General features: G+C 60.2%; 13 protein-coding genes. 8 read left to right on the top strand and 5 right to left on the bottom strand.

Annotated features, from left to right (window positions below; all coding sequences use genetic code 11):
• Positions 1-502: 502 nt before the first annotated feature.
• The 5 genes from CHINAEXTREME_RS06165 (at position 503) to CHINAEXTREME_RS21385 (ending at position 4,453) form a co-directional block, all read left to right on the top strand.
• Positions 503-1,600, top strand: coding sequence for an IS630 family transposase (locus CHINAEXTREME_RS06165; protein WP_029601817.1), 1,098 nt, complete (start codon positions 503-505; stop codon positions 1,598-1,600).
• Between the two features lie 350 nt (positions 1,601-1,950).
• Positions 1,951-2,616 carry a hypothetical protein gene (locus CHINAEXTREME_RS21390; protein WP_152423870.1) on the top strand — a complete coding sequence of 222 codons (666 nt, stop codon included), beginning with the start codon at positions 1,951-1,953 and terminating at the stop codon, positions 2,614-2,616.
• A 7-nt stretch (positions 2,617-2,623) separates the two neighbouring features.
• A complete protein-coding gene (locus CHINAEXTREME_RS06160; protein WP_007139854.1) occupies positions 2,624-2,953 on the top strand; it encodes a hypothetical protein in 330 nt (109 codons plus the stop codon).
• 90 nt (positions 2,954-3,043) lie between these two features.
• Positions 3,044-4,036 carry a transposase gene (locus tag CHINAEXTREME_RS06155; RefSeq protein ID WP_076738695.1) on the top strand — a complete coding sequence of 331 codons (993 nt, stop codon included), beginning with the start codon at positions 3,044-3,046 and terminating at the stop codon, positions 4,034-4,036.
• Between the two features lie 117 nt (positions 4,037-4,153).
• Positions 4,154-4,453, top strand: a complete 300-nt coding sequence (locus CHINAEXTREME_RS21385; RefSeq protein ID WP_044961554.1) for a hypothetical protein — start codon at positions 4,154-4,156, stop codon at positions 4,451-4,453.
• An 814-nt stretch (positions 4,454-5,267) separates the two neighbouring features.
• On the opposite strand, the gene CHINAEXTREME_RS06150 is transcribed toward CHINAEXTREME_RS21385, so the two are convergent.
• The 5 genes from CHINAEXTREME_RS06150 to cheB form a co-directional block, all read right to left on the bottom strand.
• The gene (locus CHINAEXTREME_RS06150; protein WP_193790360.1) at positions 5,268-5,543 is read right to left on the bottom strand and encodes a hypothetical protein; all 276 of its coding nucleotides are present in this window, start codon (positions 5,541-5,543) and stop codon (positions 5,268-5,270) included.
• A gap of 185 nt (positions 5,544-5,728) precedes the next feature.
• Positions 5,729-6,955, bottom strand: coding sequence for a chemotaxis protein CheC (locus tag CHINAEXTREME_RS06145; protein WP_007139856.1), 1,227 nt, complete (start codon positions 6,953-6,955; stop codon positions 5,729-5,731).
• A 6-nt stretch (positions 6,956-6,961) separates the two neighbouring features.
• Positions 6,962-7,318, bottom strand: coding sequence for a chemotaxis protein CheY (gene cheY / locus CHINAEXTREME_RS06140; RefSeq protein WP_029601393.1), 357 nt, complete (start codon positions 7,316-7,318; stop codon positions 6,962-6,964).
• 158 nt (positions 7,319-7,476) lie between these two features.
• Complete coding sequence (gene cheA / locus CHINAEXTREME_RS06135; protein ID WP_007139858.1) at positions 7,477-9,510, bottom strand: chemotaxis protein CheA; 2,034 nt, start codon at positions 9,508-9,510, stop codon at positions 7,477-7,479.
• Positions 9,498-10,565: a chemotaxis-specific protein-glutamate methyltransferase CheB gene (gene cheB, locus CHINAEXTREME_RS06130; protein WP_010546383.1), complete on the bottom strand. Its 1,068-nt coding sequence runs from the start codon at positions 10,563-10,565 to the stop codon at positions 9,498-9,500. Before cheB ends, cheA begins: the two co-directional genes overlap by 13 nt.
• A gap of 519 nt (positions 10,566-11,084) precedes the next feature.
• Here cheB and CHINAEXTREME_RS06125 point away from each other — a divergent pair.
• From CHINAEXTREME_RS06125 to CHINAEXTREME_RS06115, 3 genes are all read left to right on the top strand, one after another.
• On the top strand, positions 11,085-11,891 hold the full coding sequence (locus tag CHINAEXTREME_RS06125; RefSeq protein ID WP_007139860.1) for a ParA family protein: 807 nt from the start codon (positions 11,085-11,087) through the stop codon (positions 11,889-11,891).
• The gene (locus tag CHINAEXTREME_RS06120; protein WP_007139861.1) at positions 11,888-13,039 is read left to right on the top strand and encodes a chemotaxis protein CheW; all 1,152 of its coding nucleotides are present in this window, start codon (positions 11,888-11,890) and stop codon (positions 13,037-13,039) included. The genes CHINAEXTREME_RS06125 and CHINAEXTREME_RS06120 overlap by 4 nt, the downstream gene beginning before the upstream one ends.
• 252 nt (positions 13,040-13,291) lie before the next feature.
• A complete protein-coding gene (locus CHINAEXTREME_RS06115) occupies positions 13,292-14,833 on the top strand; it encodes a methyl-accepting chemotaxis protein (protein WP_238593358.1) in 1,542 nt (513 codons plus the stop codon).
• The last annotated feature ends 45 nt before the right edge of the window (positions 14,834-14,878 follow it).

Below are 14,878 nucleotides of genomic sequence, written 5' to 3'. Positions count from 1 at the left end.
GTCTGATTCGATATTTGAAGATATCGAACCTCGCCTTGATGAGCGACCGATTTCCCCAGGTTTCATGCTCGTATTCGCAGTCTAAGAGTTCGAGCGGCCAGTCGTATTATGAGTCACGGTCGGCCCGCACCAGCGGGCGACCGGGGCACCGTTCGAGAACGTCTTTCAAAAAGAGGAGTGCAGCGAGGCTCGATCGACCGGGAAAGGCCTCAACGGCAAAAACTTCAAGTGTGTCACAATCGACGCAGCCCAAACGTAGTGCTCGTCGCCGCCGATTTCGACTTTCGTCACATCGACGGTGACTTCTCGGCGATCTCGGCAGTCCGACCCCAAGAAGTGTTTCAGCCGATGAAACTACTGTCTGATCGCCTCGTAGGATCAATCGACGAACGGTTCGATCCGACGGTATGAGAGGCTAGAATGGTACAAAAACGCCGCAAGGACACGCCGTTCTTAGTACGTGAGAGAAGTTTTGGGGCTGGAGTGAGATGGTTGATGAACAGTGAGCAGCGATCGTCGAAAGGACGTTGTTCGACATCTTTCCGATGAGGATCTTGATCGACTTCTGACCGAGGCGGACGATCCGAAGGTCGTCCGCCGCCTTACCTTCGTGAAGAATCTCTATGAAGGAGATACGCTTGAGGAGGCAGCAAACCGGGTGGGGAAATCTGAATCAACCGGAAGCCGGTGGGCACAGCGCTGGAATGAGGGCGGACTCGGTCAACTGACGCCGAACTTCGGGGACGGACGTCCCCCGAAGCTCGGCGAAGATGAACAAGAAGAACTTCTCGAACTCCTGCGTGAGGGCCAACCGTGGAAACAACAAGAGATACAGCATCTCCTCAACGAGGAATTCGACGTTGAGTACCATCCAGATTATCTGAGTACGTTCCTCCGTGAACTAGGGCTTTCGTACTCAATCCCACGAACAAAGCGCCCATCACGGCCTGACGATGCTGAAGAGATCCTCGACGAGCGCCTTGATGAGGCGCTCGCCGAGGACGACAACCAGCCACACAACAAACAGGAAGCCGACGAAGACGGTGGCTGGGAACTTGACGACGATATTTGTACAGATGGGGGTACTGTCGTTGGGTTCTTCGACGCCTCACATCCCCAACCGTGGGATAATTCGCGTCGGATGTGGTACGTCGATAACCCGCACATTGAGCGACCGCTGGTTCGAATCGATGAACCAGCGGTCGGCTTCTATGCACTCAACGGCGAGAGCATCGTCTCATTCCCGGAAGATCAGACGAAAGAACGAATCTGCGACTGTCTCGAAAGGATACGCGAGCAGAATCCCGGCAAGCGGATTCTGCTCGTCTTGGACAATCTCTTCTCGCACACGTGCGAATACACGCGTAAGCGAGCGTCCCAACTCGGTATCGATCTCGTATTCTTGCCGGTTGGATCGCCAGACCTCAACCCAATCGAATCGGTCTGGAAGAGTTTGAAGTGGGAAATATCTCCGCTAATCGTCGAGAGCGCGGAAGAGTTCCGCGCTCTCGTCAGTACTGTCTTCGAGAGATTGACTGCTCGTGTGAGCTTCGCTGGCAACTGGATCAAGCAGTTCCTCGACTTGCAAAAGTTATCTTGAGTACTACGTCGGCGTGTCCTCACGGGAAAATACTTTCTGCTGGCGAGCCTTCTCAACACCCAACTTATCCTTGCTCGACTGCCTCCTATACGCTAAACATCTGGTTCGGTTGTTCTATCGCTGGAATAAAGCATGGCTTATCATAGAGGTATCTCCATTAGCTCTAGTGAACGCGACGACCGTTAGTGTAGTATGCACTACTGGAGAGTATTCTACCTTACAGCGATTCAACAAAGCCGAATAGATTCCCAAACCAACGGGAGATTCCCACCAAGTGAATCAATCACCGATATTTGAATGATGATTCAGTAATTAAAGTGAAATTGGAAGGAACATTAAGGTAAAATGTAATGCAGGAAAACCAAACTCAAGAGGAGGAGACCAGTGAGTCCATATCTCGACGGCGGTTCGCTACTAGTTCCGCTGTCGCAGCTGTGGGCCTCACCACAATTCCTGGAACCGTATTAGCGAATCAGAAGGATGATCCAACTAATTTCGATCCTGATGACCGGGAAGGAGTTATCGAGTTCATCAAAGCACACGATAGTTCCGACCATCCAGAAGAGTTGGAGGATGATTTGACGAAAAATCAGGAAGAGGGGGTTATCGATGTCCTTCTCAATCCGGAATGGGACTACCAAACAGAGGTTGCGAGGGTTTCGGAAGTAGAACCAAACTCAGAATGGAGTGAGCAACCTGAATCCCACACTGCTCGTGCCACCATTGCTGGCAATGTGAGATATCGGTTCGAGCAAACTTTCAGTTGGGAGTACAATGGTGACACTTGGCGAAACGCAAGTACAGATCAAGACGGGAATGGTGACTCATTTACCGACTACGATGGAGAAGTGAGTTCACAGATCAGAAACCAAACTGATGAGCGGTTCGACGCACGTGAGCGCGGGGAATTCTCTCTGAACGTCGGAACGACTTGGCGAACGGTAACTGCCACCATCAACCACCGTTGTGAGGCTAACGGAAACGCCGAATTGATAAACGAAGATACACCACTTTAACTCAAATATGAATCCAGTCCTGTTGGCCTCCCTCGAAATCAAAAACCTCACATATAGACGAATTGCCGCACTGGGTATAGTTGCATTCGCAGCGGTCTTCCTGTATGTGAGGCTCGGATTCACCTTCATAGGTCCGCTGGCAGCTATCCTCTGGGTGCCGTTCATCGGGGTGGCCACAGTCTGGATTCTGTTTGACTCCCAAAAACAGGGTTTCAAACACCCATCAATAGTCGCATTGACCGTTGCCATTTTGCTGGTAGCCATCCTTCCGGGAATCGCAGCACTGGCAGCGTACTACTACTTCACTCGATTCCAATGGAACGACGACAAGCAATAAAGACGATCGGAGGTACAGTAGCAGGACTATCAATTGAGGGTGTCATAGAACGATTACCACACCAAAGAGCAGGGTGAATGCTGAGATGGTATGGCCTCAGCGACCCTGCAAGATGATCCTTCGGTAGAGTCGTTCTTCAATGTCGCGGAGACCGAGACGCTAGCGTTGTTCGAGCACCTCTCCTTCGAGTTTCTCGAAGAGTTCGACGTGTTCGCCCCGGCGCAGACGGGGCGAACACGAGAGCATGAACCACCAGAGTTGATGCGTGGCTTCCTCCACTGCTACTACAAGGACATCTACGGGATTCGTCCGGTTGAGCGAGAGCTTCGGAACACGGTTGTTTGGCTCAGCTGTGGGTTCGATCGACCGCCGTCCAGAGACGCGGTCGATCGCTTTCTCACCGACCTCGAACACGTCGTTGACGAGGTCTTTGGCCGACTCGTCGAGCAGGCCGCCCGCCGCGGCCTGCTCGACTTGACTTACTGCATCGATTCAACTGACGTGAGGGCGATGCCTGCCGATCAAGACGCGTCGAAGTGCTACGATCCAACCGACGACGAGTACTACCACGGCTACGGCTGTACGATCGTCTCGACCGGACAAAAGATCCCGATTGCGGCGGAGTTCACAGAGAGTAAGCAAGCGCCAGAGGAGACGGCGATGCGCGTCACGCGTGACGCGCTCGCCGTCTCCACACCGATCTGGATGCTTGGAGACAGCGCCTACGACACGCTCGACTGGCACGACCACCTGCTGGCCGCAGGGGTCGTGCCAGTCGCTCCGTACAACGCGCGAAACACCGACGAGCCGAAAGATATCGAGTACAGAGTCGAAGACCGCATCGACGAACACAGCGAAGACGTTCAACTGAAGCAATCCACGTTGGATGAGACGTACAACCGCCGTACGGGGGTTGAACGAACCAACGAATCAGTCAAGGACTGCGGCCTCGGGCGAACGCACGCCCGAGGCCGCGTCCACGCACGAGCGCAGGTGTTCCTCGCACTCTGTCTGCGCCTCGTGGTCGCCATCACCAACTATGAACGCGGAGACAATCCGGGAAGCACCATCATCACGGTGTGAGAAGAGTTCTATGACACCCTCGGACTATCAATTGCCAGTATCCCAGCAGCAGCTTCATCTGGCGATTACGAAGCTGCATACGAAGCCGTCTGGCGGAATTTTGGTCGCCAGTATGCGGTGGAAATCGACCTCGAATGGAGTGTGACGGGTGGCGAAGTCACGGATGGATCCGCGGTTGATGACACCGCCACCTCGATCAGTTGGTCATTCGAGGAGTGGACTGAACGAGATACTGAACAAGATAGCAACAAGTTCGAGGCTTACTCTGAGGCAAAGTTCGAACAAGTAGCCCCCGTCATCGGATCCACAGAGCGACTTGGATTCAAAGTCACTGGCCTAACCGGAGGAGATACGAACACGAGTGTAATGGTCGATACAAGTGGTGGTAATGGGAGGACTGTCATAAACGAGATTTAACTGCCGAACTACGGTCGGTAAATACTACCGTTCCAGATATTTTCATTCGACGGAAAGTACAATCTGTTCACGACACAATCACACTTAGTTGAAGGGTGTCAAGGTTAGAGCGTAGCATTGTGGAGAGCAGCGAAGGCTGTAAGCCAGGATCTGGTTGAGTTGGCGGTGCTGTGGAAGGGAAATCGATGATAGAAACGTCTGGTGCGGTATTTGAAGATTCCGAATCAGGCTTCGATGAGCGAGCGATTTCCCCACGTTTCACGCTCGTACTCGCAGTCTAGCAGTTCGCGTTGAATCGTATTATTTGAACTTGGAGTTGCGGGGAGGAATGATTGAACGCAAAGATGCGACCCGGTACGCAGTGGTTTCAAGCCGGTGGCGACGGGCTCATTTGTCTATGGAAGCCACAGAATCGGAAGAAGATAAAACGAATCTATTACTCGTAGGCCCATGAAGAAGAGCGCGGTGAGGAGATCGATGAAGCACTTCTCGACAGTGCGATCGGGGAAGCTAAGAAGTCGATGCCGACCGGATGGATATCTACGTATAGACCTGAACGAATAGAAGGATCAGGTTTGAACACTAAAGGAAAGGCCAGAACAGACTGGTAACGGGGTCAAGTTACATGATGGATTTGACTGAATGAACTTGCAATTCGCTGTTCTAGTCTCCTTCGAGCACGCTTCACGCACGTGCACGCGAGTGGTGTCACGAGTTCACTGACGACTGGCGGCAGCTCGCTGCAGGCGGCCTCGAGCAACCAGAGACAGACGCGAACCCACCGACCGACGTTGACATAGTCGACCTCGCCAAGTCAGTCGATGTCGATCGCCGCAATCTCGAGTGGAACGGTGATGTTTGGGTGCTGGCCGATCCCTCGCTGCTCAACCAGGACACGAACGATATGTTTCGTCGAACCCTTCGCGTCGTCACTGATCGGTTGACTGAAGGTGACACCCACTACCCGTACGATCATCTTGAGGACGGCGGTCAGCGTGCCGAGTGGATCGAACGCTGCCTCGAATCTGGGGAGATCGTTGATCCAAGGTCGATTCGTGGCGGCGGTCGGAAAGGCGTCACGGACGACCAACGAAGCCTCGATTCTTTCTAGAATCTGTCACCTACCAGTATCAGGTAGCGGACAATACGGTCTAAACATCCGGTTCGGGTGCTCTCTCACTGGAATAAAGCTGTGCTTGTCATAGAGGTATCTCCATTAGCTCATAGCGAGAACAGTGAGAACGGACAGAACGGAAATCGAGAACTCGAACCGACTCAGTCGCCGTTTTTCTGCTGCTTGAACAATTCTTCGGGATCGACCCGCGTGTTCTCCGAGTTCTCGACCAGCAGGTCGTCCAGGGCCTGCTCGAGTTCGTCGCGCCGCGGCAGAGCGAGCATCTGACAGGTAAACACCTGATCGCTGTTGGTTTCGATGCTCGAGTCCAGCAGGAACGCGTGATCGTCGGTGTCGCCGATGCGAGCCGTAACCGGATTCATCACCGACGCACCGGTGTCGGCGACGAACTGCGGCGGCTTGTGTTTGATCTCGGCGTTCAACACGTTGGCCCAGCCGTCGACGAAGCCGCTAGTCATGATGTTCGAGAGCTCCTTGAGCGCCTCCTGTTCGACGTCGCCCCACTGTTCGTCGGTTTCCATCGGCACTAGCGAGTCGACGACGGCCCGCCCGGAGGGCTGGTCGAACAGGATCACGAGGAAGCCGCTGATCTTCCCGTCGTACTCCATGACGGTGCCGACGTAGCGTTTACTGCCGACGGCCTTCGGGATGTCCTCGATCGGCACCAGCGTCAGGCGACTGACGTTGACGGCGGTGTCGATTCCCGTCATCGAGGTGATGTTGGTCGCGGCCTTCTCGGCCCCCTCCTTGGTCATATCCGTGAAGACCTCGAGTTTCTCGAAGGAGATACCGCCCGCCGTCTTCGGTTGCATCGTCCGCTCGAGCGAGGTGGAGTCGGGGACGAGCAGGATTCGGAAGTCGACGGCGTTATCGACGCCGTCGCCGGCCTCGACACGACTGCGGAAGACGAACAGGTGGCCGTCACCGTCGGTCGCGGACTGGGGCAAGACGTCGGTCCCCGTTCCCTCGATGTAGGTCGGCGGCGAACTCTTGATCCTGGCGTTCAGGTAGTTGGCCCAGCCGTCGACGAAGCCGCTCGACATGATGTTGCCGACTTCCTCGATGCTGCTTTTCTTCTTCTCGGGATCGTCGGCCGGGACGAGCTTGTCGGTGATCGCTCGTCGCCCCTTCTCGTCGAACGCGAGGGCGACCTCACCGGAGATTTCGCCGTTCAGATCGACGCTGACACCGGCGAACTCGCTGCCGATGAACTCCTGTTTGAGGTCCGTGGAGGACATCAACGAGACGTTCGTGATCTGAACGTTCGTTTTGATACCGGTCAGTTGGGACAGCGAGTCGGCGGCCGACTGTGCACCGTCGTGGGCGAGTTGCTGGTAGTTCTCGAGTTCGCGGATGTCGATCTCCATGGCGAGTTACCCGGCAGCGATGCTGTTGAGTTCTTCGAGCACGCTTTCCTTCTGGAACGGTTTGGTGATGTAGCCTTCAGCGCCGGCCTTGATCGAGTCTTTCATCTGCTCGGCCTGCTCGACGCTGGTGCACATGACGACCTTCGCGTTGGGATCCATGTCCGTGATCTCGTCGGTCGCCTCGATTCCGTCTTTGATCGGCATCACGATGTCCATAAAGACGATATCCGGCTCCTCCTCCTGATAGAGTTCGACGGCCTCGACGCCGTTTTCGGCCTCACCGACGATATTGTGGTCTTCCTCGAGGATTTCACGAAGAAGATCCCGCATGAACCCGGAATCGTCTGTGATCAATACGTCCATAGAGGAGTGAATACACCCGGATGACTTAATGATGTTGACCGATTCGATGTCGTGTTGGTCGCAAACGGGACGACGGAACGGTCGTTCCCACAGCTGTTGGATTCAAACGTGAACTGAAAATTCAACCTACCTTACGCGCGGAATAACGACGGTGTGATCTAGAGCGTCTCGACGTCGAGGATCATCACGACCTCGCCCTCGCCGAGCACGGACGCCCCGCTGATCCCGGGCGTGCCGCTGAGGACACCCTCGAACGGCTTGATGACGACTTCTTCCTGACCGACGACGTCGGAACAGCGCAGACAGACCTGACGGACGTTGTCCTTGATGCGAACGACCATGTCGTCTTCGGCGTGTTCCGCGTCGGGGACGTCTAGCCGGTCGCCGAGCGAGAGCAGTGGATAGACGCGGTCGTCGTGAGTCACCGTCGGCCGGCCTTCGACCGTCTCGACGGTGACGTCCTCGAGTTCGGAGATCTCGTCGATGTTCTTGATGGGGACGCCGTACTGCTCGTCGCCGACGGTGACGAAGAGGACGCGGACGATGGCGACGCTGACCGGCAACATGAGCGTGATCGCGGTCCCCTCGTCGGGTTCGCTCTCGACGTTGATCGAGCCGTCGACCCCGCGGACGACCTGGTTGACGACGTCCATCCCGACGCCGCGGCCGCTGACCTCGGTGACCTCCTCCGTCGTCGAGAAGCCGGGGTGGAAGATCAGGTCGTAGACCTCCGAGTCGTCGAGCACTTTGATCTCCTCTTCGGTCTTGACGCCCTGCTCGACGGCCTTCTCGCGGAGTTCGTCGACGTCGAGACCGCGGCCGTCGTCCTCGACGGTGACCGAGACCCGGTCACGCTCGCGTTCGCCGACCAGCTTGATCGTCCCCTCGCGGGGTTTGCCCTTCCGCTCGCGCTCCTCGGGGGGCTCGATCCCGTGGTCGACCGCGTTCCGGATGAGGTGCATCAGCGGATCGCCCAGTTCGTTGAGGATCGAGCGATCCATCTCGATGTCGACGCCCTCCATCTGGAAGTCGATCTCCTTGTCCTGCTTTCGCGAGAGGTCACGAACGACCCGCGGGAAGTTGCCGACGATCTTCTTCAGGGGGACCAGCCGGATCTCGAGGACCGTATCCTGCAGGCTCGAGGTGATCTTGCCGTGTTCCTCGAGTTCGTCCTCGGCCTCGACGAGGTCGTGTTCCTCGATGATCTTGCGGAGCTTGATCCGGCTCGTGACCATCTCCTCGACCTGGTTGTAGAGCTGGTCGATCTGTTCGACGTCGACGCGGATGGACTCGACCTCCTGGGTGTTGTGGGTGACGGAGCCGGAATCCGATCCGCTCTCGTCGCCGTCGTCGTCGGCGTCGGCGTCGTCGGCGTCGGCGTCGGTGGAGTCGTCGCCCTCGTCGCTCTCGTCCGCCTCGCCGACTACCTCGTCGGTCAGCCGTTCCGCCGTGGCCTCCGCCACGTAGCGGTTGTCCTCGTAGAAGCCGGCGACGTCACCGGCCGTGACGCTCGCGTCGGTCCGGAGGTAGGCGTCGAACTCGCCGCCGAACTCCTCTGACTCGAGGACCTCGTCGTCGGGGACGGTCTCGACGAGGTCGTACTCGTCCTCGGTCGCGTCGATGACGAACATCGCGTCGACCTGTGGGGACTCGTCGTTGTCGATGACAACGATCGCCCGGAACAGGTCCTCGTCGTCCGCGAGGTCGACCGTCTCCCGGAGGCGCTCGAGGGGGACGTCGTGGGTGGCGGTGAGTTCGTCGTCCGCAGCGTCGCCGTCGTCTTCGGTCGCGTCCGAACCGGTATTCTCCTCGATCGAATCGCGGATCTCCGAGATCGTTCCCTCCGGGTTCGTCTTCGTCTCCCCGTCGTCGGAGATCTCGTTGACCATCTGCTCGAGCAGGTCGACGCCCCGGAAGATCAGGTCCATCCGATCGCCGGTCACCGCGAGTTCGCCGTCACGGATGCAGTCGAGCAGGTCCTCGATGGCGTGGGCCAGGTTGCTCGCCTTCGTATAGCCCATCACGCCGAAGTTGCCCTTCAGGTTGTGCGCGACCCGGAACACCGTCTCGATCGCGTCGGATTCCTCGGGGGTCGCGGCCTCCTCGAGTTCCAGCAGGGCGTTGTTGAGTTTCCGGACGTCCTCTTTGCTCTCCTGGACGAAGGTGCTGGTCGGGTCGCTCACGAGGACCACCCCCGGAAGGCGTTGACGACGCCCTCAGCGATCCGATCCTTGGGCAACACCATGTCGAGGTCGACCCGGTCCGCGGCCTCCTTGGGCATCCCGTAGACTCGCGAAGTCGATTCGTCCTGTGCGATGGCCTTGCCGCCGGCATCTTTGATCGCTGCGAGCCCGTCCGCGCCGTCGGCACCCATTCCGGTGAGGACGACGCCGGCGAGGTTGCCCCGCCGGCCGATCGTCTCGGCCGCGGTCTCCATCGTGACGTCGATGGCCGGCTTGACGTTGTGTCGCTCCGGCCCGTCGTCGTGGGCGACGGTGAGCCGTCCGTTCCGGAGGCTCGTCACCTCGAGGTGGTAGCCGCCCTTCGCCAGGACGCCCTCCCCGGGGCCGATCGTGTCGCGGCCGGTCGATTCTCGGATCTCGTAGTCGGTTCGTTCGTCGAGACGCGTCGCGAAGCGTTCGGTGTAGTGATCAGCCATGTGTTGAACTATCACAATTCGCAACCCTGCTCGCTCGGGCAGTTCGGACAGCACTCGTTCGACGACCCGCGGGCCGCCGGTCGATGCGCCGATGACGAGCGTCGGATCGTTCGGGAACTCCTCTGTCGCGCCGACGTCGACGGTGGTGGGTTCCTCGCGCGTCGAGCGTGACGTCCCGGCGTCGGATCCGGAGACGTCCGCCGCGGCGACCGCCCGGACCTGATCGACGATCTCGTCTTGCTTCGACCAGATCGGGACGGAGTTGTCGCCGCTCGGTTTCGCGATGAAGTCGACCGCGCCGGCCTCGAGGGCCTCGAACGTCGCCTCGGCGTTTTTCGTCGTCTGGGAGCTGATGACCAGCATCGGCGTCGGCTGCTCGGCCATCACCTGCTCGATCACCTCGTGGCCCGTCAGACCGGGCATCTGGATGTCGATCGTCGCGACGTCCGGCTCGAGGCGGGTGATCTGCTCGACGGCCTCGGTCCCGTCCTTGGCGCGGGCGACGACGTCGATCCCGGCGTCCTCGAGGATCTTGCCAAGCGTTTCCCGCATGACGGCGGAGTCGTCCGCAATGACTGCCCTGACCATCAGTGACACCGAAACTGGCGCTCGCGGGTGTGAATCACGCTCGATACCTGCCCGACGGCGTCGGTCCGTCGGTGCTGTCGTCGTCCGGTTTTCGGAGAGAAGATAGTGCTCATAGCTGTCAGGTACTCGTTCGCGCTCTTCGCGACCGCCGCGGTCGGCCGCCAGTATACTCAGCGGACGATACGTTCCCTGCCATGGAACTGAATTGCGATGTTCGCCTGATAAAGAATTCGGCCGATTCGACCCGTCGCCCGCCGACGACGGCGAATCCGGTCTCGAGGAGGTCCGTTCGACATCGACCGATAGGGACGATCGACGACGGGTCCCCGTCGCGGTTGGAGCGGAACTCGTTCGCCGGTGGTTCGCAGTGTTTCGCCCCAGTTCGAAAGACTTCGAAGAACGTTGGCCCCCGCGGATCGTTTCGGACCGCAAAATCCCGGCGCCTACCCCGTTTCGAGGCCGTCGTGCGGTCGGTTGGCCGTGTGAGTTATGTGGGCAGAGTTGAAATCTCACGAGAGAATGGCGGAACCCGCTCGGCTGTGTGTGACAAATCAGAAGGGAGGTGTCGGAAAGACGACCGTCGCGATCAACCTCGCCGGCGCGCTGAACGATCGCGGCCGGGACGTACTCTTCGTCGATCTCGACCCCCAGGGGAACGCGACGGAGGGACTCGGGCTGCTCGAGGCCTACGACGCGGAGCCGCCGACGCTGCTCGACGCGCTCGTCGACCCCGAGGGCGTCCCCCGCGAAGAGATCGTCTACGACCACGAGGAGATGGACGTCGTCGCGAGCAACGTGGACATGAACGCCGCCGCCTCGACGCTGGCAGCCGAGGACGACGCTGAACTACGACTCGATCGGCTGCTGACGTCGCTCGAGAGTAACGTCGACGGCGACTACGACTTCGTCGTCGTGGACTGTCCCCCACACCTCGGCGCGGTAACCGACAACGGACTGGTCGCGGCTCAGAACCTCGTGATTCCGGCGCTGGCCGAGCCCACGAGCAAGCGCTCGCTCGAGTTACTGTTCGACTACGTCGGCGCGCTCGAGATGGATCACGACGTCGAGATCGAACCACAGGCGCTCGTGGCAAACCGGATCGAGAACACGAACGCGGCCGACGAGATGCTCGAGTGGTTCGAGGACGCGCTGCCCGAGACCCCGCTTTACCGGGTCCGAAAACGGGTCGCCTTCCAGCGAGCGTTTTCCGCCGGGAGTTCGATCTTCGCGGTCGAGGAGGAAAACGACATGCGAGAGGTGTTCGCTTCGATGGCCGAGACACTCGACGAACGACTCACCGGTACCAGACTGGAGGTATCGGCATGACCGACGACAGAGCCCGACGGATCCGGGAGATGCGCAACCGCTCGAGTCGTGGGGGCGGCGAGGACGGGTCCGACGACGGGACAGGGACGGACGAGGAATCGGCGTCCGAATCGACTGCCGAGACGGAGACAGCCGACTCGGAGACGGAAGCGACCGACGGAGGGTCCAGCGACGCCACAGCCGAGGACGGAGACGACGCCGAGACGCCCGAGGAGTCTACGGACTCGAACGTCGATACGAACGACAACGAGGACGGCGACACGAACGACGACTCGAGCGGCGGAGAAACGGTTTCCTACGACGAATCGGAGATCGTCGACGCCGAGGACGAGACGGAAGCCGACGCAGATACCGAACCCGAACTCGACCCCGAAGCCGAGTCCAATCCCACGCCAGCCGTTACGGACGCCGACGACGCTGACGACGGCCTCGAGGCGATGGTCGAACGCCCCGCCGACGAGGAAGCCGCCGAACAGGGGATCGACCCCGCCTTGCGCGGCGCGATCGCCGGCATCGGCGGCGACGTTGACCTCGGGAACGGTGCCACCGTCGACGCCTCTGCCGTCGGTCAGGAGGGCGATCGGTACGGCGACGCTACGCTTACCCGCAGCAAGGAGGTCTTCGAGCAGGGCGACTCGCTGATCGCCTCGACCCACAACCAGGCGGACACGATCCAGATGCTCGAGTTCTACCTGCGGGACAGCCGCTATGCGATCGAGATCGACCGGGTCAGCGCGATCGTCGAGATGAAAGACATCACGCGGTTCCCCCGCGGCCCCGATGCGATCGACGGCGTCACCGACCTCCGTGGCGAGATCACCGGCGTCCTCGATCCGACGGCCATGCTCGATATCGAGCGCAACGAACTCTCGGACGAACACTACATCGTCGTCCTCGAGCGCGACGACGACAAGCAGAAACTCGGCGTGCGCGTGACCGACGTCTCCCAGGCGGTCACCTACCGGGAGTCCCAGATCGACGACCCCAACAGCGCGATGGACGGCGACGTCGGCGCACAACACGAGTTCGTCGAAGGGATCGTCAAGAAGAACACTGACGGGGAGACGACTCTCGTCACGTGGCTGGACGTCGACGAGATCATCGACAATATCTCGACCGAGCACACGCCGACGGCGGCGGACGCGTAACACCGGGATCGAACGTCGTTTCTTCTCGTTGCTGGCCCGTGTCGCCGGCCCGCGTCGCCGTGGCCGCGAGTGCCGACGGCCCGTACCCGACGAACGGCGAACCGAGCCGCCGCGGTCGACGACGAGCGGGGAAGGTATCGAACCGAAACGGAAAACTCGAAACAGGAGCGCAGTTCCCGACGAAACAGCCTCGAAACGGCCGATCTGCCACGAGATTTAACTGCCCCAGGTTAGACGTTCACAGTGATACGAATGAGTGAACAGACTGTCGACCGAAGGGGCCGTGGAGAGACGGTGGGGACGGACGACGAACCCGAACCCGCGGGAACTGGAGACACAACCGATGACCGAACGCTCCGTCGCGCCGGCTACCAGCAACTGTTCGACGGGACGGGCGTGCCGACGTTCGTGCTCGACGCCGACGGCCGCGTCCGCGAGTGGAACGCGGCCATCGTCGAACTGACCGGCGTCGACCGCGAGGAGGCGATCGGCCACGAACACGTCTCCGAGCTGTTCTACCCGGACGGCCGCCGTGCGGATACCCTCGCCGACAAGGTCCTGCAAGCGCCCGACCGGGCCCACCGGGAGTTCGACGTCGAACTTCGGGATCCGTCTCGCAACCGGTACGGGGACAGCAGTACGATGGTCGACCGCCACGGCGACGAGAAGCACATCGACTTCTCGGCGACGCCGCTGTACGACGACGGCGACCTCGTGGGGGTGATCGAGGTCGTCGTCGACAGAACGGACGTCGTGAACCAGCGCGACGCCACTGCCGACCTCGTCCGCGAGATACAGGCGACGGCGAACCGGATCGGCCGCGGCGACCTCACGGCGCGAGCCAGCCGCCGCGAGGAGTTCGCAGTGCTCGAGTCGGAACTGACGGCGGTTATCGACGACGTCAACGAGATGGCAGACACCCTCGAGACCCTGACCGGACGCGTTACCGAGCGCGCCGAGGAGATGGAGGCTGCGGTCGACGAGGCGACCGGCGCGGCCGACGAGATCTCGGGGAACGTCTCCGAGCAGCACGCGCTCTTGCAGGACTCGGTCGACGAGATGCAGTCGTTCGCGGCCGGGATGGAGGAGTTGGCTGCCCAGGCCGACGAGGTCGACTCGGCGGCCGAAGACGCCAGCGAGGCGGTCGAGAACGGCCTCGAAGCCGGTGAGGACGCACGCGAGGCGATGGCCGACGTCGTCGAGATCGGCGACGAACTCGTCGAGAGCGTCGACGCCCTCTCCGCGCGGATGGACGAGATCGGGGACGTCGTGGAGGTGATCTCGGACGTGGCCGACGAGACCAACCTGCTCGCGCTCAACGCCAACATCGAGGCCGCCCGTGCGGGCGAGAGCGGCGACGGCTTCGCGGTCGTGGCCGACCACGTGAAGACGCTGGCCGACGAAACCCAACAGCACACCGAGGAGATATCGACCAGCCTCGAGGAACTCCAGGCCCAGACCGACGAGACGGCCGACGCGGTCGAACGCTCCCACGGGCGGATCGACCACGCCGACGAACAGATCGAGGCCGTCCTGGACGCTCTCGAGGGGATCTCGGCGTCGGTCCAGGAAGCGACGAACGGCATCTCGGAGGTGGCACGCGTCGTCGACGACCAGACGGCCAGCGTCGAAGAGCTCACGTCGACGATGGAGACGGTCCGGGATCGCTCCGACGAGAGCGAGGCGGCCGCCGAGCGGGTCGTCGCGGCGACGGACCACCAGCAGCAGACGATCGATCAGCTGGTGAACGAAGTCGACGAGTTACGGACGGAGACGGACGTGGACGAGCGGTAGGCCGCGGGCCCGATCGCGGTGACTCCCCTCCCGCGGCATCGCGCC

Source organism: Halobiforma lacisalsi AJ5 (genome assembly GCF_000226975.2).
In the GTDB taxonomy this organism is placed as follows: domain Archaea; phylum Halobacteriota; class Halobacteria; order Halobacteriales; family Natrialbaceae; genus Natronobacterium; species Natronobacterium lacisalsi.
Note: the sequence above shows the minus strand (reverse complement) of the source record. Positions and strands in the feature narration are given on the sequence as shown.

Bases quoted from the DNA above. Each gene is read 5' to 3' on its own strand.
- CHINAEXTREME_RS06160 (WP_007139854.1), top strand. From the start codon at position 2,624: ATGAATCCAGTCCTGTTGGCCTCCCTCGAAATCAAAAACCTCACATAT.
- CHINAEXTREME_RS06120 (WP_007139861.1), top strand. From the start codon at position 11,888: ATGACCGACGACAGAGCCCGACGGATCCGGGAGATGCGCAACCGCTCG.
- CHINAEXTREME_RS06155 (WP_076738695.1), top strand. From the start codon at position 3,044: ATGGCCTCAGCGACCCTGCAAGATGATCCTTCGGTAGAGTCGTTCTTC.
- cheB (WP_010546383.1), bottom strand. From the start codon at position 10,565: ATGGTCAGGGCAGTCATTGCGGACGACTCCGCCGTCATGCGGGAAACG.
- CHINAEXTREME_RS21390 (WP_152423870.1), top strand. From the start codon at position 1,951: ATGCAGGAAAACCAAACTCAAGAGGAGGAGACCAGTGAGTCCATATCT.
- CHINAEXTREME_RS06115 (WP_238593358.1), top strand. From the start codon at position 13,292: ATGAGTGAACAGACTGTCGACCGAAGGGGCCGTGGAGAGACGGTGGGG.
- CHINAEXTREME_RS06145 (WP_007139856.1), bottom strand. From the start codon at position 6,955: ATGGAGATCGACATCCGCGAACTCGAGAACTACCAGCAACTCGCCCAC.
- cheY (WP_029601393.1), bottom strand. From the start codon at position 7,318: ATGGACGTATTGATCACAGACGATTCCGGGTTCATGCGGGATCTTCTT.
- CHINAEXTREME_RS06125 (WP_007139860.1), top strand. From the start codon at position 11,085: ATGGCGGAACCCGCTCGGCTGTGTGTGACAAATCAGAAGGGAGGTGTC.